Raw genomic sequence first — 20045 nt, 5'->3', positions numbered from 1 at the left:
CTGAGATGCGACGTCAGTGCTCTTGCCCCGCCGTATCGCGCCATACCGCCAGCGCATCGAGGGCTTCCACGCAGTCGCCCTCAACCCGCAGCGGATTGACTTCAAAGGCGAGCAATTCCGGGCCCAATGCAAGTGCAGCATTGGCAATCCCGGCGATGGTACGGCCAAGCGCGACCAGATCGGCCGGCCTGGCGCCCCGGTATCCCTGCAACAACTTTGCCCCACGCAATTCCTTGAGCATGTCGAGCGCGACTTCCGGGGTAATGGGCAAAAGGCGCAAGCTGCTGTCTTTCAGCGCCTCAACCCAGATGCCGCCAAGGCCTACCGCGATGACCGGGCCCCATTGAGGATCGCGCGTCACGCCGACAAACAGCTCGATGCCGCCGCTGCGCATCGGCGACACCAGGACACCGTCGAGCCTTGCTGCCGGCACGGCATTTCCGACATCGGCCATGATGCGGCGAAAGCCATCGGCAACCGCAGCCGCGCCCGACACATTCAAGCGCACGCCGCCGACGTCGCTCTTGTGCGCGATGTCGGGCGAGGCAATCTTGAGCGCCACCGCACAGTTGATCTGCGCCGCCGCGCGTACCGCTGCATCCTGGCTCTCGGCCAAGAACGATGGAATGACCGACACACCCTGGCTATCCAGATATGCCAGCGCCTCGCGCTCGGAATGTGGCCGCACCGATGCCGCAGCGGGACCGGCGGCATCGGTCGCTGCCTGACGTTCATGCCGCTCGATCCAGCTGGACCACCAGAATGCCCGGCCGATCGCAAACAAGGTCTGGTTCAATCCGCCGATAATGAAGGGCAGTTCTGCCTTTGCGGCAATCTCGCGGGTCATCGGGGTAACCGGCTTGGTGATCATATTGACGACCAGCGCAGGCACCTCTGTCGCACGCAGCGCATTGCCAATATGTTCGAGCGCCTTCACCACGATGGGGTTGTAATCGTCGGTCGTGGTCGGCACGTCGAGGACAACCGCGAGCATGCCCACGCCGGGATCCGCCGCAACAATCGGTATGGTGTGCGCAAACAGTTCCGGCTCCAGAATGGCGGCGCCGGTAATGTCGAACGGATTATGGCAAGCAGAAAATTCAGGGCGGATTTCGCCGAGACGCGCACACGTCTCGGCGCTGAATGTAACGATCTCGACCTCTTCCAGCGCCGCCCGATCCGCGACAATCTCACCCGCGCCGCCGGAGATCGATATCACACCGAGCCGCTGATTCTTGATGCGCCCGGTACTGGCCAGCATGCCGGCCGTGATGACCATATCCTCGAGCGACGGTACCCGGATCAAGCCGCGATCACGGCATACCGAATCGAACACCTTGTCGTCGCCGATCAATGCGCCTGTGTGTGCCTGGGCGGCCTTCACCGCGAGTTCGCTGGTGCCGACCTTCAAAATTACCAGCGGCTTGCCGGCATCGCGCGCGCGCTCAACCGCCGCCAGAAATGCGGCAGTGTCCCTGATGGTTTCGATAAACATTGCGACCACTTTGGTATGCGGATCGGACACCAGGTAATCCAGCACGAGCGCGACGTCGACGTCGCACTCGTTGCCGGTTGCGACCAGGTAACTCAAGCCGACTCCTTGCTGATGCGCAAGTTTCCCAATATAGCCGCCCATCGCGCCGCTTTGCGAAATGATGCCGACATGACCGGGCAATAGCGGCGCCGGCAAGCGGGAAGTCCACACCGGGGCGCGCTTGCGTACATTGAGGAAACCGAGCGTATTGGGGCCAAGCAGACGGATCTTTCTTGCTTTGGCATGCGCCATCAGCGCAGCCTGGCGCGCCTGTCCCTGCGCACCGGACTCAGAAAAGCCCGACGCAAGAATAATCGCGTTGGCGATGCCGGCTTCGGCGATATCATCCAGCGCATCGGGGATGACGGCGGCAGGCACCATCAACAGCGCGACATCGATCGCAGCGTCGACGCCGACGCAGGAAGCCGTGGCGATCCGCCCATGCACCTGGCCGCCTTTTTTGTTGACCAAGTGAACGCGCCCGCCGAAGCCCCAATCCTGCAGGTTGCAGAAGGTCGAACGCGACCAGCCAGATCGATCGGTTGCACCGACCAGGGCAACCGATCGCGGGTTCAGAAAGGTTTCAAGCGCATGCCGGGCGGGATCATTAGTCATCATCATTTTCAGTTTTTCACTGCCAGGGCCAAAAATATTTTCTTTCCACGAATGGAAAAAGTATAAATTTGTGTTCATCGGCTTACATCGTCGAAACCGACGATTTCAAATGCAGCCGGCATCAACTGATTCGCATGCGCACCGTAAAAGCCAAAACTAGATCGCTTGATCAGCCTTGAGCTGGCGAATCATTTCCTCTGCGATTCCCCAGTCCCGCAGGATTGCCTCGCTATGCGCCCCAATCGCCGCAGGCGGTTGCGGTATGTCGGCAGGCGTCCGACTAAAGCGCGGTGCCGGTGCCGGCTGTACAATGCCGTCGATGTTGACAAAGGTGTTGCGCGCCTGATTATGCGGATGATGCGGCGCCTCATCCCAGTCAAGCACCGGTGCGAAGCAGGCATCGGTTCCTTCCATTAACGCACACCACTCCACCCGCGTCTTGGTCTTGAAAACATCGGCCAGGCGATAGCGCAGCATCGGCCAGCCATGCATATCGCGCTGGGCATCGAATGCCGGATCATCCGCCCCGCACTGCTGCATCAGCTGCGCATAAAACTGTGGCTCGATTGCGCCGACCGAAATATACTTGCCGTCGGCACATGCATAGGTATTGTAAAAATGCGCTCCGCCATCCAGCAGATTTTCGCCACGCCGGTTGTTCCATTCGCCGGCAGCCTTGAAGCCATACATCATTGTCGACAGCAGCGCGGAGCCATCGGTCATGGCGGCATCAACGACCTGGCCTTCTCCCGTTTTGCGCGCCGCCAGCAAGGCGCATAGCACACCAAAAGCCAGCATCATGGCGCCGCCGCCAAAGTCGCCAATATAGTTCAGCGGTATGACGGGCGCCTCTTCGGGGCGGCCAATTGCATGCAGCGCGCCAGACAGCGAGATGTAATTGATATCGTGACCGGCCGCATGCGCAAGCGGGCCATGCTGACCCCATCCAGTCATGCGCCCATAGACGAGCCGGGAATTGCGCGCCTGACAGACGCTCGGCCCCAATCCGAGACGCTCCATGACGCCGGGCCGGAACCCTTCGATGAGCGCATCCGCCCCCTCGACCAGCTGCAGGACAGCTTCGGTCGCGCCCGGCGTTTTAAGGTCAATCGCCAACGATCGCCGCCCACGCGCCAGGATGTCATACCGGCTGGCATCGCCAGCGGCCGGGTCGGCAGCACGAGGACGGTCAATCCGGATCACTTCCGCCCCCATGTCGGCAAACATCATGGCGCAGAACGGCGCTGGTCCAAGGCCCACCATCTCGATTATTTTCATTCCCTGCAATGGACCCGCCATTTGATTCTCCCAACGAAATTTGGCACTCGTATCGAGATTTTTTATTATCGAATCCGCATTTTGCGATGGATCGTGCGGCGCTAGCGCCCACGGATGCCCTTGCCCGGGAATTCGAATAGAAAAACTCACTTTGAGCAAACAGTAAACTGCGAGTAGCGCGCGCGCATCGTCGAAACCGACGATTACGGCGCCAATCAAGCGATGTCTAGCCAAAACGACATGCATTGATCGCAACTGCGGATAGCTTTCCTGGACAGCAAACCATGGAGGTTTGGCATACACTCTTGCTTGCCAAGCTTTTTATCCGGTGGTACCTTTTTCAGATTTTCAATCCTTCTCTGGTCCACAACCGCTTTGCCCAATTCATGAGAGATCCTGCCAATGTTGCATGGGCCTTGCTTGCCTCGAAGCTAAGTCCGCCTTCAACCACGCCGTCCCAAGTCATGCGGACCGGAATTTGCGATTTGGTGCGCACGTCCCCATCCGTCAAGATCATCCTGGTCAGGGCACCGGCAGGTTTCGGAAAGACCACGGCAATGGTGCAAGCCCGCCTGCAACTGGATGCCGGCGGCATTGACACGGCCTGGCTGACGCTGGATGCCTCAGACAATGATGCATCGCGCTTTCTCACCTGTCTTTCCGCGGCAGTGACGAAGATGACGGCGCCGGAATTCCCGATCGATCTCGATGCAGCCCAGGCAGCCAATTATTCGCCGGGAGATATTGCGCTCGGGATCATTGAAAAACTGGCTAGCCATGCGTCGCCGTTTGCACTTTTCCTGGATGATTTCGAGGCGGTGAAAGACCCCACGGTCTTGCGACTGGTCCGGGAAATCCTGGACAATCTGCCGCGTCGGGGCCAGTTGATCATCGGCTCGCGCGGACTGCCTGACCTGGGCCTGGGGCGTCTGCGCGCCCGCGGGCAATTGCTGGAAATCGACATCCGGCAGCTGCGCTTCTCAATGAAGGAAGCGGCGGAGTTTCTGCGGCAACGGCGGCTGCTGTCGCTGCCGGAGGAGGATCTTTCCGAGCTGTATCGCAAGACCGAAGGATGGATCGCAGCCCTATGGCTTGCCTCGGTCGCTCTTGAAAAAAGGGAAGGCGGTTCGGAATTCATCGCCCGCTTCTCGGGATCAAATGAAGCTGTCGCGGAATATCTGGCCGAAGATGTGCTGGCCAGGCAACCCGCCGATATGCGGGACTTCCTGTTAAAGACGAGCATTCTGCACTATCTTCAGCCGGCACTGTGCAATGCATTATTGCCGCAAACCGATAGCGCTGCGATATTGAGGCAACTGGAAGCTGCCAATATATTCCTGATTCGCATTGAAGGCGAACAAGACACCTACCGCTACCACAGTCTGTTCGCCGGCTTCCTGCGCAATCAGCTGAAACGTGAATTGCCGGCCGAGTTGGCACGATTGCATTCCACCGCGTCCCAATGGTATGAATCACAAGGCAGACCGGTCCTCGCGATCGACCATGCTCTGGAGGGAGAAAACTATGAACGCGCGCTGAGCCTGCTTTCCCTGCATGCCGAAAGTTTGCTGGAGGGAGGCAGGATGCGGCTGCTGACACGCTGGTTTGACGCGATCCCGGAAGCACTGCTGGACTTTTCGCCGCTGCTCCAGGTGGTGCGGATTTGGGCATTGTGTTTTACCCGCGGCCCCTGGGATGCAATGGAATTGCTCGAACGGTCGGAATGCGCCAGAACGACCGACCCGCATGTGCTCACCCATGTGCTGGCGCTGCGGCCGATGCTGCTGGCGATGATGGATCGGAACGAGGAGGCCTTTGAGCTTGGACGGGAAGCGCTTTCGCGCCTGCCCGTTTCGAAGCCCTTCCCGGATTGCGTGCTGGCCAATGAAATGGCGTACATCTTTTCCATCATGGGACAATATCATGAGTCTCACAAGCTGCTGGATGCGGCACGCCGCAGCCAGGCAGATGGCGCCAGTATCTTCAACAAGATGTATTCGGAATCAGTCGAGGGCATTATCGACCTTGAGGCGGGACAGCTGCGGCAGGCAACCGCGCGCTTTCGGATTGCAGTCGGCGCCACCCACGCGGCATCCTATGCACATACCGGCGGCAACGCCTGGGCCGGCGTGCTGTACGCCGGCTCCCTGTATGAAATGAACGACCTTGAAGAGGCGGAACACCTGCTGCATGTCTACGTGCCGCTCGCAAAAGATGCCGGTCTTGCCGATCACATGATCATCGGTTACATCATGTTGTCGCGTATTGCGTCTTACCATGGCGACATTGATCTTGCTTTCCAAACCCTGACCGAACTCGAATACCTGGGACACCAACGGAAATTGCCGCGGGTTGTCGCCAGCGCCAAGCTGGAACGCTCGCGCTTGCTTCTCATGCAAAACAATCGGCAAGCAGCCAGGGATGAGTTGGACCGCGCCAATAATCGTGAAGTATGGGAACAGGTGCGGCGCTTGCGTCTGCCTGCGCAGGATCTTGATTATTTCGCGTTGGGCGAATTACGCTGGGAAATTTTCTGTGGCGATGCAAATAAAGCGCTGTCATTGCTGGAAGCGGAAATCGCCCAAGCATCCGGCGCCATGCGCCACCGGCGTGTGCTCAAGTTACGGCTTCTGCGAGCGCTGGCGCTCAAGCAAAGCGGGGACCAGCGCGCAGCCCTGGCGCAGATCAGCGAGCTGCTTAAAATCACCTGCGCCGAAGGCTTTATCCGCCTGATTGTTGACGAAGGCGCCGGCGCTGCGCATCTGGTGCGCCAGCATGTCGTGCAGCTGCAGGAAGAAAGTTCGCAGCGGCGCGATCCCATCTTTGACGAATATCTGCAGCGTCTTCTTGACGGCTTCGGCCAATCCGTCATTACTGAAGCCGCGGAAACCGATCTGCCGATGTCGGCCACGCCGAAAGGCCTGGTGGAACCGCTGACGGCAAAGGAAATCCGGATGATGGTGCTGTTGGCCGACGGTTACTCCAACAGTGCGCTGGCGGAGAAACTCTTCGTTTCGGACAGTACGGTACGTACCCACCTGCGCAACATCAACGCCAAACTGAACGCCCATAGCAGAACCGAGGCGGTCGCAATCGCACGCCGCCTGGGAGTGATCCGTTAGCCACGCGGCGCGCATGGTCCATCGTACGCGGCCGTCCCCGTGCCTGCCCGCACCAGCATCTGATGCTTTTATCCAAACCGCCAGTGCAGCATGCCGTCGGATGCGGGCGCGACATGCCCGCCCGCGCCGACCGGGGAAAGCTCGGCATCGAGCAATCTCCGGATGCCCAATGCGTCAGCGCCAGGCACGCGCGCCAACACGCGCTCGTCTTGCGGCGTGCGGGCAATGACGCTCCCGTATGCCGGCGCGCTGTTACGATCGTACATCACGGTGAATGTTTCGAGTACTGCCGTACCCGCATAATCGGCGATGACAGCAGGCGCCGGCAGCTGCCGCGCGTCGGCTTCCGCCTGGACCCGGTAATCGCGCTTGAGCCGCTCGTTGGCCCTGGCCGGGTCTGACGTCAATACAAGCGCGTGGTGGTAGGACATGAATCCGCCATTGCCATACAATAATCCGAGCGCACGCTGCCTGCTTCGCAGGTGCCGCACCATCGCCGCCACTGCATGGGTCATATAGTTGTTCAGCGGCGCGCCAAAAAAACTCAAGCCGCCGGTAACCGTCGGCAGCAGTTCCGGCGCCTGCAGAATGCGCAATGCAATTTTGGGGACGATCGGGAAACAGCTGTAAAGCTCAGCCGCCGAAAAAACGCCGGCGTCGCCGCCAACATCGCGCAGCACTGTCTCCAGCACCACCGACTGGGCATGCGAGCGGTCCAGTTGCGCGCGATCGAGATAATCGCGCGGTTCATCGGCTGCCGCGCCGCCGAAAATATAGATCCGCTTGTGCTCCGGAACACCTGCTGCGCGCGCCCGCGCCAGGCTGGTGATGATAACGGCGGCGCCCTGGTTGACCATCGGATTGGCCACCATGCTCTTCGGATAGGGAAACGCAATCATGCGGTTGGCCGGCCCGGGGGTGCGAATTTCCGCAGCCGTAATTGCCTTGGGCAACCAGGCAAATGGATTTTCGGCAGCCACCGCCGCGTAGCGTTCCCACAATGCGGCTGCTTCATCCTGGGCTGTGCGCGGCGACTGTTTCCAGGCTGCCGTGGCAGCGTTTTCAAATAGCGGGTACGCCGTGGAGGGCGTTGCGATACCGTGCAAGACGGCTTGCGGATGCATGAACTGGTTGCCGCGGATAATCGGCGTATTGTCCCTGCTTTCCCATGGCAGCGACACGCCCGTCTTGCGCGCCAGGCCGACCGAGTATTCGGCTTCGGCCCCGACTACCAGCGCCACTTCGCTCAATCCTTCTGCAATCCGGATGGCGGCTTCGTGCAGGAAGCGCAGCGGCGTTTCGCCGCCGATCGGGCCATACACGGCACGCTGAGGATGCATCCCCAGCAGTGCGCACAGCCTGGCCGGGGCTGCCGGATAGGGCCATGAAACCTCGCACACGACATCGACTGAATCGACCGCGCCAAGCACATCCGCTCCGGCATCCCGCTCTGCGTTGCGCGCAGCGCGTTCCATCAATCGCAATGGCTCCAGCCCTTCTGCAGCATGTGCAGGGCGGTCGATGCATTCTCCAATGCCGACGATGACCGGAATTCTTTCCTCAATGCTTTTTTGCACCCTACCTCCTTGTTCACATAAGCCTTGCAGTGTCAGGATTATGGGGCGACTCATCCACCAGATGGCTCGTCGCAATCGACGAATTTCCTGTAAAGAGCACCAAAAAAGGGGCGATTTTCCCAAAAAATGCTTTTCTGTTGAAACCTCCGGCTTCTCGAATCGTCGCTTTCGACGAAGACATATGACGGTAAATGCCGCATTGTTGCCCTCCTCGGCAGCTGTTTTTTTAAGGGCAGGCGGGCTTGCCTTGCTGCTTGCGCGCTTATCCATGATTGCTTGCCACCCTTTCATGCACCCGGAGAACCACCATGCGCCTTATTGATTTTTTTGACCGCACAGCCACATGCTATCCGCACAGGGTTTTCCTGCAACAGGGAGAAGTGGCGCGACGCTATATTGACGCCCATGAAACTTCACACCGGATTGCCGTAGCGCTGCATCGGGATGAGATACATGCAGGCGACGCAGTCGGCTTTTACATGCCGAACGACTGGCGCGGCGTGGAGGCGGTGTATGGCGCGCTCAGGGCCGGAGCGCCGCTCGCGCAGGTCAACAGCCGCAACGGCATTGAGCAGAATTGCGCCTACCTGCAGGATGCCGGCGTTAAAGCCTTGTTTTTCCATAGCAGGTATGCGGCCGAAGTCGCGCAAGTAGTGCCGCAGTGTCCCGCCATCCGGCTGGTCATTTGTGTTGACGGCGAGGACGCCCATTTTCCAGGGCTATCGTCCTGGATGGCGCCTGCCGGTTCGCGCTTGCCGGAAGTCGCATGCCGTCCGGAAGATGCATGGGCGATTGTCGGAACCAGCGGAACGACCGGACGGCCCAAATGCGTGATTCAGACGCATATGACAAGCATGGTCTATACCCTGGACATGCTGTATTCGTTGCGCGTGTATGAAAGTGTTCGTCATCTCGTGGTGGCGCCCGTCAGCCATTTCGCCGGAACATTCCTGTTCGCCCTGTCGGCCGTCGGCGCAACCCATATCCTGCACGACAGCGTCGATATTCTCGAGATCATGCGCACCATCGAACGGGAACGCATCGAAATCGTTTTCCTGCCGCCGACGGTAATTTACATGATGCTTGCGCATCCAGACGTCGCCAATTTCGATTATTCGTCGCTCAAGGCATTTGTATACGCAGGTGCGCCGATGGCCTCGGCCAAGGTGGCGGAAGCCATTCGCCTGTTCGGACCCGTGATGATGAATATGTTCGGGCAGTCCGAGGCCAACGGTCCGATCGCCTTTCTGCGGCCCGAAGAGCATCGCCCCGATGACGGTCCTGTATGGGAGCTGCGGCTCCAGTCGATCGGCCGCGGCAGCCTCCTGCGCCGGGTTGAGATCATGGACGACAACGGTCGTCTGCTTGGACCCAACGAACCAGGTGAAATGGTCATGCGTAGCTGGGGTAACTCTGCCGGGTATTTGAATAACCCTGAGGCGACCGAAGAACTGAACCGTTTCGGATGGATGCACACCGGCGATATCGGCATCAAGGATGACGATGGTTATGTCGTATTGGTCGACCGCAAGAAGGACATGATTGTCAGCGGCGGCTTGAATGTCTACTCGGCGGAAGTCGAACAAGTGGTGCTGTCGCATCCCGCCGTACTCGCTGCCGCAGTCGTCGGCGTCCCCCACGACAAGTGGGGAGAAGCGGTTAAAGCGGTGATCCAGCTACAGCCCGGGGCCAGTTTGACGGAGGATGAAGTCATCTTGCTGTGCAAGAAAAAATTGGGCAGCGTGAGCGCGCCCAAGACGGTGGAATTCTGGGATGAGCTGCCGCGCAATGCGACTGGGAAGATCCTGAAGCGGGCAATTCGGCAGCGCTACTGGGAAGGGCAGGAACGCAACATATGATTCAGGCAGGCAAATAGCTGGCCACGCCGGCTGATTTGGATTCTTTCATCATGATCAATACTGGAAATGCAAAATGTGGGATTTTTCTAGCGGGCGCGCAGGCCTGAGGGCGCAGCTGCGACAACGTTTACGACTCCCTGTCGTGGCCGCCCCGATGTTTTTGGTATCGGGCCCCGAGCTCGTCATTGAAGCCTGCCGCGCAGGCGTGATCGGCAGCTTTCCCACGCTGAATGCGCGCACGCCGGAAATACTCGGCGAATGGCTCAGCCGGATGGCGACGGCAAGCAAAGATTGCGCGCCGTTTGCCGCCAACATGATCCTCCATAAAAGCAATACGCGCCTGGAAGCGGATTTTGAACAGGTGCTCGCGTACCAGACGCCGATCGTCATTGCCAGCGTTGGCCGGCCGGACAAGGTGGTGGAGCGGGTGCATGGCTATGGCGGGCTGGTACTGGCCGACGTCGCGTCATTGCGGCATGCGCGCAATGCTGTCGCCGCCGGCGCCGATGGCCTGATACTGTTGACCGCCGGCGCCGGCGGAAATACCGGGTGGCTCAATCCGTTCGCCTTCGTTGCCGCCGTCAGGGAATTTTTCGACGGCCCGATTGCCGTGGCCGGCAGCATCTCGTGCGGGCGTGATCTGCGCGCCTTGCAGGTGCTGGGTGCCGATCTGGGCTATATGGGAACGGCCTTCCTCGGTACTACCGAGAGCATGGCGCCGCCGGAACACAAGGAAGCCATGCTTGCCACCGACGCAGATGGCATCGTGCAGACCGATGCCTTGTCCGGGATGCCGGCGAACTTCATCCGCAGTCGCCTGGAACAAGCGCGCGTCATCAGCCCCGATGGCAGCATTGCCGGCGACGCTCGCACCGACGTTTTCTCCTGGAAGACCGTGTGGAGCGCCGGACAGGGCGTCGGACACGTCCGTGCGATCGAGCCGACAGCGGCTATCGTCGAGCGCTTGGAACAAGAACTCATGGACTGTGCACAACCCGGTCAAGGCGGTCACGAATCGTCGCTTTAGACGATGACATGCAAATGCGGCTCCGCCATCCTTTCTGCACGTTGGCTCAGTGATGCTTGCATGCCGGATGGCTGCGGATGCCAAGCGACGGAGTCGAAATGAAGTACAGCCTGTTGGAAAGATTTAAAAGTCAATGTGATCGAGACGTTAGCGTGACGCAGTGACGTTTTAAAGGCAACAGGTGCCCATGAAACCAACTAATGAGAAAGTGTCAAGTCGTGACCAGAGAAATCTTGCTCAGCGTTCGAGACATTACGGTGCGCTTTGGCGGCATCACGGCGCTTAATTCTGTCAGTTTTGATGTCCCGCGTGGCGGTGTGTGCGGCCTGATTGGCCCCAATGGCGCAGGGAAGACGACCTTGTTTAACTGCCTGAGCCGCCTCTACCGGTACGAAAGCGGAGACATCCTCTTTGAAGGAAATTCCATTTCCAATCTTCCGGTACACCGCATTGCCTCGTACGGCATAGGCCGTACATTCCAAAATCTGGCCATGTTTCGGACCCTGTCCGTGCGTCAGAACATCATGATTGGCGCCCACTGCCGGTCGCGTTCCGGATTCCTGTCGAGCGCCCTGCGGCTACGCCGCGTGGCACAGGAGGAAGCGCGCCTGATGGCGCGGGCAAATGAGCTCCTGGCCTTGCTGGGACTGGGAGATGTCGCCGAGCGGCCGGTTTCCGACCTGCCTTTCGGCATCCAGAAGCGGGTCGAGTTTGCCCGCGCGCTGGCTGCCGATCCCAAGCTGATCCTGCTGGATGAGCCGGCTGCGGGGTTGAATCACGAAGAGCTTGCGGATCTGACGGAAACGATTCGACTGGTTCAAAGCAAGCTCGGCATTACCATCCTGTTGGTGGAACATCACATGGGATTGGTAATGGGAATCTCCGACCATATCGTCGTATTGAATTTCGGCGCCAAGATCGCTGAAGGAACCCCGGCCCAGATTCAATCGAACCCGGATGTGATTGCCGCTTATCTCGGCGCCCCCGCGGCCGCCGGCACACCGGTTCAGCCAGCTCAGCCGGTTCAGCCATTCCACGCGGGAGCCCCAGCATGAGCAAACTCCTGGAAATCCGCAAGCTGGATGCCTATTACGGCAGCACCCAGGTCTTGTTCGGCCTTGACCTCGAACTCGACCAGGGAAAAATCACGGCCATCCTGGGTGCCAACGGCGCAGGGAAAACCAGTACCTTGCGCGCCCTGTGCCAGGTGGTCCGCACCCGAGGGGAAATCAGGATAGACGGCAAGTCGATCATTGGCCGCTCCACCGAAGATGTGGTCCGCATGGGGGTAGCCCATGTACCCGATGGCAGGGGTACCTTCACGGCATTGTCGGTCGAGGAAAACCTGAAAATCGGCGCCTACTCCCGGAATGACAAAGCAGAGGTCGCCCGGGATATCGAAAAGACGTACCAACGGTTTCCGCGGCTGAAAGAGCGGCGTGCGCAACAGGCAGGCACACTTTCCGGCGGCGAACAGCAGATGCTCGCCATCAGCAGGGCATTGATGTTGCACCCTCGCCTGCTCTTGCTGGACGAACCGTCATTCGGCGTCGCCCCGCTGATGGTGGCGGAGATCTTCGGGATCCTGCGCCGCATCAATCTCGAAGACCGCGTCAGCATGCTACTGGTAGAGCAGAACGCCACCCTTGCGCTCGACTTTGCCGATCATGCCTACCTTCTCGAGACTGGCCGCGTAGTGGCTTCGGGCGAATCTAAAATAATTTCCGGCGACGAGGCAGTGCGCCGCTCCTACCTCGGCAATTGAATCAAATATAAGAAATATGGAGACATGATGGAAACTTTCCTGCTTCAACTTTTTTCCGGCCTGGCGACAGGGGGAATCTATGCCCTGGTCGCAATGGCTCTAGTGATGATCAATCAGGCGACGCATCATATCAATTTCGCCCAGGGCGAGATGGCGACATTCAGCACATTCATTGCCTGGGCATTAATTAATTCCGGCATGTCGTACTGGTCTGCATTTCTCTTGACAGTGACCATTTCATTTGCCATCGGCGTCGTTGTGCAGCGGGTCATACTGCGGCCTTTTGAAAAGGCGCCGGCGCTGACCAACGTCATCGTATTCATTGGATTGATGGTCATCTTCAATGCACTGGGAGGATGGCTATTCGAGCAATCCCTCAAAACATTCCCGACGCCTTTTGCCAAAGACGCCTGGTATGCAAGCGCTTATTTTTCCGCCCATAACGTGGGCATGCTTGGCGTCATGCTGGCAGTGCTGGGCTCGGTGTATGCGTTCTTTCGTTTTACCTCAGTGGGTCTGGCAATGCGGGCGGCGGCCCTGAATCCGGAATCAGCCCGCCTGGTCGGCATCCGGGTCTCCTGGATGCTGGCGCTGGGATGGGGAATGGCGGCAGCAATCGGTGCCGTGGCCGGCATGATGGTCGCACCGATCGTGTTTCTGGATACGCACATGATGTCCGGCATTCTTCTTTACGCCTTTGCCGGTGCGCTTCTCGGCGGCATCGATAATCCGTGGGGCGCGGCGGCCGGCGGATTGATCATCGGCGTGCTCGAAAACCTGCTGGGCGCCTATGTGATTGGCACGGATCTCAAGCTGACGATGGCGCTCGTGCTGATCGTCGGCATTTTGACAGTCAAGCCAAACGGCTTGTTTGGGAAAGTAGTGGTGACCCGCGTATGAACACTTCATTTACTTCCGTATTTCCACGCAATGTCGGACGTCTGGGACTGACGCTGGGCATCGCCGCTGGCGTACTGGTCCTTCCTTTCATGGTGCAAAACTATGTCGTATTCCAGCTGACCCTGGTAATGATTTATGCGATTGCGATTCTCGGCCTGAACATTTTGACTGGTTACAATGGTCAGATTTCACTTGGGCACGGCGCATTTTATGCCTGCGGCGCCTACTGTGCGGCGATCCTGATGGACCGCTTCGGCATGCCGTTCTGGGCGACATTACCGGTCGCCGGGGGCATTTGCTTTATCTTTGGACTGCTGTTGGGATTTCCCGCACTGCGGCTTGGCGGAATCTACCTTGCGCTCGCAACATTTGCCCTGGCTGCAGCCATGCCGCAACTATTGAAATTCAAGGGGTTCGAGAGCTGGACCGGCGGCTCGCAAGGCATCATATTGAACAAACCCGAAGCGCCATTTGAATTTTCCGTTTTCGGCGTGCCTTTCAGTCAAGATCACTGGCTGTATTTTCTTTCGCTGGCAGTTCTGCTGTTCATGTTCTGGATTGCCGCCAATTTGCTGCGCGGACGGATCGGCCGTGCGCTGATCGCCATCCGCGACCACCCTGTCGCCGCTGCGGCAATGGGAATCAATCTGCCGGTTTTCAAGTCGCTGACTTTCGGGATATCGGCGGGATTTACCGGCATCGCCGGCGCCATGGCAGGCATCACGATTGCATACGTTTCACCGGACAGCTTTTCAGCCTTTCTGTCGATTACCTTTCTTGTCGGTGTGGTGTTCGGCGGGCTGGCATCGATTCCGGGGGCAATTTTCGGTGCCATCTTCATCATGTTCGTGCCGAATATCGCCGATCACATTTCCAAGTCCGCCCCATCGGCAATCTACGGCATTTTCCTGATCGGATTCATGTACCTGATGCCAGCCGGCGTCGCCGGCATTCTTGGAAAGCTCGTCGCGCGCTTTCGCGGCCGGGCTGCCGGAAGTGCACGCCACTGACATAGGTGTTTCAATGTATGAGAAAGCAGTTCCATCAAAGCGCAGTTCTACCAACGGAGACAAAAATGCAAAACATGCTGCATAAAACCCTGACCCATGCATTGACTGGCATGGCCCTGGTCAGCCTGACAGTCTGCGCTCACGCGCAGAAAAAGTATGACACTGGCGCCAGTGATACGGAGATCAAGGTCGGTAACATCGTGCCCTACTCCGGCCCGGCATCGTCCTATGGGGCGATCGGGAAGGCGATGACTGTCTATTTTGAAAAAATCAATAAAGAAGGCGGTGTCAATGGGCGCAAGATCAAATTCATTTCGCTCGATGACGGCTACAATCCAGCCAAGACTGTCGAGCAGACGCGCAAGCTGGTCGAACAGGAAGGCGTACTCTTGTTGCTGAGTCCGCTCGGATCCGCGCAAAACTCGGCAATCCAGAAGTATGTACAGCAGAAAAAAATACCGCATCTGTTTGTAGCCAGCGGCGCCGCGAAATGGTCGGATCCGAAAAATTCCCCTTGGTCGATCGGCTGGAACCCAAGCTATCCGGTCGAAGCCTCCATCTATGCAAAGCATATTCTGGAAACCAAGCCGAATGCAAAAATCGCCGTGCTGTATCAGAATGACGATTTTGGCAAAGATTATCTGAAAGGTTTCAGGAGCGGCCTGGGCAACAAAGTCAAGGACATGATCGTGTCCGAAGCCAGTTACGAAGTAACCGATCCGACAATGGATAACCAGATCGTCAGTTTGAAAGCATCGGGGGCTGATACGCTGGTGTACTTTACCTCGCCAAAGTTTTCTGCTCAAGCCATTAAAAAGACTGGCGACATCGGCTGGAAGCCAACGCAATATCTGGCGAACGTGTCAATCCAGATTGATTCCGTCATCAAACCGGCCGGCACAGACTATGCCAAGGGTATTTATTCGGTAGCGTATTTAAAGGACACAAGCGATCCGCAGTGGCAGAAAACAAAAGAATACAACGACTGGGCCACCTGGATGAAAGAATATAACCCAAGCGCCGACATGGCAGAAAACCATAACGTTTATGGATATTCGCAGGCGCAGTTGCTGGTCCATGTACTGAAAAAGGCCGGGGACAATCTGACACGGGAAAACATCATGAAGCAGGCTGCCAATCTCGACACAACGCTGCCGATGCTGCTGCCTGGTATCAAATTGAAGACCACCCCGGATGATTATGCACTGATCAAACGCCTGCAACTGATTCAATTTAACGGCACGGTATGGAATTTAACCGATAAAACATACGGGCAGTAGCAGAAATCAGGTATCTGAACGACAGTGTAGACGATCGCCCCCAACGATCGCCTGCACATTATTGATCCGGCCATTATTTGTCGTGACTAATCCAAGTACATTTCTCGCTCGAAGGGACAGCACCTTCAATAGCAATTCGATCTTCTTCGCTTTATCAAGGTCAAGCGAAATCACGTTATGAAGCAATCCCAACGTCACCGGGCGTGAGAACGCACATACAAATACTGCGACAGCCGAACCGAACCAAAGCCCAGACAGTATGACAGCTGCAAAGGGTAGCTTGTTGATGAGATCGACTCTTACTCCGGATAGCGCTGGGATCACTCCTTCGCCCAAGAGAGCAACCCAAAGAACGGTAGCGACTAGGCTGAGCGCCGAAAGCACGGCGGCTGCGAGCAGGTAGGGAATCCTCTTACCCTCTTGGGTGTTTACGAGAATGCCGGTCACCAACGCAAGATGGACTCCGGCGGGCTCAAACCAGACTTGGTGATTGCCACTGCCCCCACCACGCCCAAAACCACTCCAATGGCAATACGGCCGCCATCTTCTCGATTCATCGTGCATCCCCATTCTCCGTCCGCGCAAGAAACGATCTAATGAGTTCGAGACGTGCTCGGTGGATTCGGATATCCGAGTCCATAAATGGATGCGCATAGTCGGGTCGCACTTCAGTTCGACTACCTCGTGTCTTCGCAAGATCGATGAGTTCTTGAGAATTCTTTATCGGCACAACCTTGTCTTGCTCTCCCGCGACTAATAGAAGCTGGGAACCGTCCTTCGGGAAATTAATTACCGGGTCGTACTTCTCGGGGCACCCCAAGTTGGATACGCGGCTTGGAGTCGAATCAATGACGGCGCGATCAAAGGCGATGCCAGATCCGACAACATTCAGCAATACGACACCACCGAAAGATATGCCGTATAGGAAGCGTTGGCCCTGGGTCGATGCGCCGACGCGATCGAAGATCTCTCGGTAATCACTTACTATCGCCTTCAGTCGGCGCGCTCCTTCGGAATTGCCGTAACCTCGATAATCGAATACATATGCCTCAATGCCGGCTTGTGAAAAGCTGGTCAGGCTTGAAAGCAGTTGATCGGCCAGCATCGCGTTACCTTGAGCTACCAGGACAGAGCCGATAACAGCCCCTCCAGTGGCCGTACTTCTGAGTTTGTAACCCTTCAAGAGACGACCGTCCTTCGTCTTATGCACAATGGGTTCCGCGTTTGGAATGCGGCTAGCTGCATCTGGGTTCGGCTTGCCGGCGGCGCTGCTCCACATCCAGAAGACAAACGGTTCTTGAATTGAGCCGCAGACGCTCTCCTCAAAATCCTCTGATTCGGTTGCCAGGGCACTTGCGGCGGTTGTCACTAGAACAAGCGTCTCTAGAATTAGATGGAAGCGCTGCATGCGAATTCCCCCATGCACTTGGTTTTACTTACCACCTAACGCCCAAGCTCACCGGCGGCCATGCGAAGCATGGGCGTCCGAGTGCAACGCCCAGTTAGGCTGGGGCATAGAGGCAAAGTGTTGCAATTGAGGTGGCAACCTGCGTCCCGGCTTAAGCCGCAAGCTCCGGTACGCATCGTAGGGTTGCCGTCACAGGTAGGTGCAGGGGCAACTGCGTATTGGTGTGATGCCAGGCTAAGGGGACGGCAACCTCAGTTTCGAGGTCAAGCCGCGAATTGAGTAGGCCAAACCCATCGATTTTGCCGAGGATGTCAACAATCTTGCCGCATTGCGGAGGCATGGCTATCTTCGCACTGACAGTCACGATGAGAAGTTCTGGCGCGATTTTGAGGAATTTTGGCCGGGCGGTTGTGCTGAGTCCGAACAGCGCCTCAGAAATGACGAGATTGCCCTTTGAATGCCCAATAAGCGTGCGCAGTGAGAGGGCATCGTGCGAAAGGAGGGCAGCGACCGTCCGCGTGTCCTTGCTTCGCTGTGGGAGCGCATAGTTGGTCGAGTCGGTGCTTCCGGTGCCAGGATCGGCTACCGCGCCAGACTCGCGCAGGCGGTCGAGCCACTCGAAGTTGTGGCGCAGTGAATTTGTTGTTCCGAACAGGAAGAAACCGCCCAGTGCCTCCGTAATCAGATCTGCGAGGCCGTAGCCCGAGACCACTGCCGCAACGGGCTTGTCGATGGCGTCGGCAACGTTGCGGGCAAACGCGGCCGATCCGAGAGCCGAACTGCCAACGCCAGCCACAGCTAGCGTGTCTACCCGTTTGTATTCAGCGACGAAAGCATCGATGGACGAGCAAAGGCTGACGTTCCCCTTCGCGGTCGGCGGCACGACGAGGATAGCGCCTTCGGCTGCCAGCCACGGGCTGATGCTTGCTGCCTCATCATGGGTTACGACGCCAATGTCGTAGAACAGCCAGTCGAGAACAGCATTGCGCTGCCTCAGGGTCTCGAGAAAGGCCTCTGAACCGGGTGCGATGGCCCCGGTAGGAGTCGCCAGTGGTGCGCTTAGGGCCCGCGACTGGCTGAAAGACTGAAGAACACCGAGAGATGCCTGCATACAATCCTCCTTCCACTTTTGGATTGTCATATTCAAGCAAGAACCGATTCGGATGTCAATTGACTCGCCTTGTTGGATTGACTGGAACGCTCGCAAGGTTGCGGATTGTCATATTCAAGCAAGAACCGATCCGGATGTCAATTGACTCGCCTTGCTGGATTGACTGGAACGCTCGCAAGGTTGCGGTCGTCTTGCAATTCTTCGCTTCAGCTACTGCCGTTATGTCCTCCCGCATCCCTCTTGCCTAACGAATGAAAGGGACTTCCCCGTCCCGAGCTTGCGGAGAAGCATTCGCCGCAAGCCAAAGCGGTGACACGATAGAGGTTCCAGCCAACATCGAACACCTTTAAGGAGGGAAAGTCTTGGACAAGAATAGCACCAATGTTGCCAATAATGCCAGTTTTGCAACAGTGACTGTTGTCGGCATCGACCTGGCCAAGAATGTCTTTGCCCTGCACGGCATCAATGCCGCCGGCAAGGCCGTCCTGGTCAAGCCCGATGTCCGACGCGATCAGCTGCTCGATGTCCTGGCGCAGCTGCCACCCTGCCTCATCGGCATGGAAGCCTGCACCGGCGCCCATCATTGGGCACGGCAACTCGTCAAGCTGGGCCATACGCCGAAACTGATGGCGCCCAAGTTTGTCGCCCCCTACCGTATTCAGGGAAAGCAAGGCAAGAACGACGCCAATGACGCCGCCGCCATTTGCGAAGCGGTGACCCGGCCCAACATGCGTTTCGTTCCCATCAAATCCGAAGATGCGCAAGCCACGCTGACGGTGCACCGGGTGCGCCAGGGATTCATTGAAGAGCGCACCGCCACCATCAACCGCATCCGCGGCCTGATGTCCGAGTTCGGCATCGTGCTGCCGCAGAAGGCCGACACTATTCGGCGCAATGCGCACCAGATGCTGGAACACTTGCCCGGCTGGGCCGGTCGGGCGGTGGCGGATTTACTGGCCCATGTCACCACGCTGGACCAGCGCATCGACGAGTACGATGCGCACTTGAAGCAGGTGGCAAAGCAAGACGAACGCAGCCAGCGGCTCATGCAAATGCCGGGCATCGGGCCCACGACGGCAACGGCGCTGCTGGCAGCCATTGGCAATGGCCATGACTTCAAGAATGGGCGGCAGCTGGCCGCATGGCTTGGTCTGGTGCCAGGGCAGTACAGCTCAGGCGGCAAAGCCCGGCTCGGAAAGATTACCAAAGCGGGCGACCGTTACTTGCGCACGCTCCTGATCCTGGGTGCCCGGTCGGTGCTGGCAAGTGCCGTCAGCAAGACGGACGCCATCAGTCGCTGGGCGATGGCACTGGCAGCACGCATTGGCTATGGCAAGACACTGGTCGCCATCGCCGCCAAGAATGCGCGCATGGTGTGGGCCATGCTGGCCAAAGGCCAGGCATTTCAACCAGCCATGTAACGGATACGGAAAACCGCAAAAGCAAAAACTGTTTGGCAAGTGAAAGGAACTACCATTCGAGACTGCAGGTGTTGATGAGATAACGGTTTGACCGGGTGAGGAAATACCTGATCAACGCGCGGGGAAGCAGCACAGCCC

Annotated in this window: 15 protein-coding genes; 9 read left to right on the top strand and 6 right to left on the bottom strand. The window is 58.0% G+C overall.

Translation table 11 applies throughout. The annotated features are described in order from the left end of the window. Positions 1–13 precede the first annotated feature (13 nt). Positions 14–2155, bottom strand: coding sequence for an acetate--CoA ligase family protein (locus D3878_RS03845; RefSeq protein ID WP_233556223.1), 2142 nt, complete (start codon positions 2153–2155; stop codon positions 14–16). 150 nt (positions 2156–2305) lie between these two features. Next, a complete protein-coding gene (locus D3878_RS03840) occupies positions 2306–3448 on the bottom strand; it encodes a CaiB/BaiF CoA transferase family protein (RefSeq protein ID WP_119784276.1) in 1143 nt (380 codons plus the stop codon). Between the two features lie 467 nt (positions 3449–3915). On the opposite strand from D3878_RS03840, the gene D3878_RS03835 reads away from it, so the two are divergent. Next, positions 3916–6549, top strand: a complete 2634-nt coding sequence (locus tag D3878_RS03835; RefSeq protein ID WP_338016799.1) for a winged helix-turn-helix domain-containing protein — start codon at positions 3916–3918, stop codon at positions 6547–6549. Between the two features lie 68 nt (positions 6550–6617). Here D3878_RS03835 and D3878_RS03830 read toward each other — a convergent pair whose 3' ends face one another. Beyond that, positions 6618–8126 carry an acetyl-CoA acetyltransferase gene (locus D3878_RS03830; protein WP_119784275.1) on the bottom strand — a complete coding sequence of 503 codons (1509 nt, stop codon included), beginning with the start codon at positions 8124–8126 and terminating at the stop codon, positions 6618–6620. Positions 8127–8434: 308 nt separating this feature from the next. Here D3878_RS03830 and D3878_RS03825 point away from each other — a divergent pair, with 308 nt between their 5' ends. From D3878_RS03825 to D3878_RS03795, 7 genes are all read left to right on the top strand, one after another. After that, the gene (locus D3878_RS03825) at positions 8435–9985 is read left to right on the top strand and encodes an AMP-binding protein (protein WP_119784274.1); all 1551 of its coding nucleotides are present in this window, start codon (positions 8435–8437) and stop codon (positions 9983–9985) included. Between the two features lie 154 nt (positions 9986–10139). Beyond that, complete coding sequence (locus tag D3878_RS03820; RefSeq protein WP_233556222.1) at positions 10140–11012, top strand: NAD(P)H-dependent flavin oxidoreductase; 873 nt, start codon at positions 10140–10142, stop codon at positions 11010–11012. A 218-nt stretch (positions 11013–11230) separates the two neighbouring features. Continuing rightward, positions 11231–12067: an ABC transporter ATP-binding protein gene (locus D3878_RS03815; RefSeq protein ID WP_420799485.1), complete on the top strand. Its 837-nt coding sequence runs from the start codon at positions 11231–11233 to the stop codon at positions 12065–12067. After that, entirely contained in the window at positions 12064–12777 is a 714-nt protein-coding gene (locus tag D3878_RS03810; protein WP_119784271.1) for an ABC transporter ATP-binding protein, read from the top strand. Before D3878_RS03815 ends, D3878_RS03810 begins: the two co-directional genes overlap by 4 nt. 27 nt (positions 12778–12804) lie before the next feature. Then, the gene (locus D3878_RS03805) at positions 12805–13677 is read left to right on the top strand and encodes a branched-chain amino acid ABC transporter permease (protein ID WP_119784270.1); all 873 of its coding nucleotides are present in this window, start codon (positions 12805–12807) and stop codon (positions 13675–13677) included. Further along, entirely contained in the window at positions 13674–14687 is a 1014-nt protein-coding gene (locus tag D3878_RS03800; RefSeq protein ID WP_119784269.1) for a branched-chain amino acid ABC transporter permease, read from the top strand. The genes D3878_RS03805 and D3878_RS03800 overlap by 4 nt, the downstream gene beginning before the upstream one ends. 65 nt (positions 14688–14752) lie before the next feature. Then, on the top strand, positions 14753–15967 hold the full coding sequence (locus tag D3878_RS03795) for an ABC transporter substrate-binding protein (protein ID WP_199688073.1): 1215 nt from the start codon (positions 14753–14755) through the stop codon (positions 15965–15967). Positions 15968–15973: 6 nt separating this feature from the next. Here D3878_RS03795 and D3878_RS03790 read toward each other — a convergent pair whose 3' ends face one another. From D3878_RS03790 to D3878_RS03780, 3 genes are all read right to left on the bottom strand, one after another. Then, positions 15974–16531, bottom strand: coding sequence for a hypothetical protein (locus D3878_RS03790; RefSeq protein WP_119784268.1), 558 nt, complete (start codon positions 16529–16531; stop codon positions 15974–15976). Next, positions 16521–17375: an alpha/beta hydrolase gene (locus tag D3878_RS03785; protein WP_119784267.1), complete on the bottom strand. Its 855-nt coding sequence runs from the start codon at positions 17373–17375 to the stop codon at positions 16521–16523. The genes D3878_RS03790 and D3878_RS03785 overlap by 11 nt, the downstream gene beginning before the upstream one ends. A gap of 151 nt (positions 17376–17526) precedes the next feature. Further along, positions 17527–18486 (bottom strand): hypothetical protein, encoded by a 960-nt coding sequence (locus tag D3878_RS03780; RefSeq protein WP_147383877.1) that lies wholly within the window; start codon positions 18484–18486, stop codon positions 17527–17529. Between the two features lie 410 nt (positions 18487–18896). Here D3878_RS03780 and D3878_RS03775 point away from each other — a divergent pair, with 410 nt between their 5' ends. Continuing rightward, positions 18897–19907: an IS110 family RNA-guided transposase gene (locus D3878_RS03775; RefSeq protein ID WP_119787682.1), complete on the top strand. Its 1011-nt coding sequence runs from the start codon at positions 18897–18899 to the stop codon at positions 19905–19907. Positions 19908–20045 lie beyond the last annotated feature (138 nt).

Origin of the sequence: Noviherbaspirillum sedimenti (assembly GCF_003590835.1) — a bacterium.
In the GTDB taxonomy this organism is placed as follows: domain Bacteria; phylum Pseudomonadota; class Gammaproteobacteria; order Burkholderiales; family Burkholderiaceae_D; genus Paucimonas; species Paucimonas sedimenti.
Note: the sequence above shows the minus strand (reverse complement) of the source record. Positions and strands in the feature narration are given on the sequence as shown.

What these genes read in the sequence shown, in the direction of transcription:
- D3878_RS03845 (WP_233556223.1), bottom strand. Translation starts at nt 2,155, where the DNA reads ATGATGATGACTAATGATCCCGCCCGGCATGCGCTTGAAACCTTTCTG.
- D3878_RS03825 (WP_119784274.1), top strand. Translation starts at nt 8,435, where the DNA reads ATGCGCCTTATTGATTTTTTTGACCGCACAGCCACATGCTATCCGCAC.
- D3878_RS03780 (WP_147383877.1), bottom strand. Translation starts at nt 18,486, where the DNA reads ATGCAGGCATCTCTCGGTGTTCTTCAGTCTTTCAGCCAGTCGCGGGCC.
- D3878_RS03840 (WP_119784276.1), bottom strand. Translation starts at nt 3,448, where the DNA reads ATGGCGGGTCCATTGCAGGGAATGAAAATAATCGAGATGGTGGGCCTT.
- D3878_RS03805 (WP_119784270.1), top strand. Translation starts at nt 12,805, where the DNA reads ATGGAAACTTTCCTGCTTCAACTTTTTTCCGGCCTGGCGACAGGGGGA.
- D3878_RS03820 (WP_233556222.1), top strand. Translation starts at nt 10,140, where the DNA reads ATGTTTTTGGTATCGGGCCCCGAGCTCGTCATTGAAGCCTGCCGCGCA.
- D3878_RS03785 (WP_119784267.1), bottom strand. Translation starts at nt 17,375, where the DNA reads ATGCAGCGCTTCCATCTAATTCTAGAGACGCTTGTTCTAGTGACAACC.
- D3878_RS03810 (WP_119784271.1), top strand. Translation starts at nt 12,064, where the DNA reads ATGAGCAAACTCCTGGAAATCCGCAAGCTGGATGCCTATTACGGCAGC.
- D3878_RS03795 (WP_199688073.1), top strand. Translation starts at nt 14,753, where the DNA reads ATGCAAAACATGCTGCATAAAACCCTGACCCATGCATTGACTGGCATG.
- D3878_RS03790 (WP_119784268.1), bottom strand. Translation starts at nt 16,531, where the DNA reads ATGCACGATGAATCGAGAAGATGGCGGCCGTATTGCCATTGGAGTGGT.
- D3878_RS03800 (WP_119784269.1), top strand. Translation starts at nt 13,674, where the DNA reads ATGAACACTTCATTTACTTCCGTATTTCCACGCAATGTCGGACGTCTG.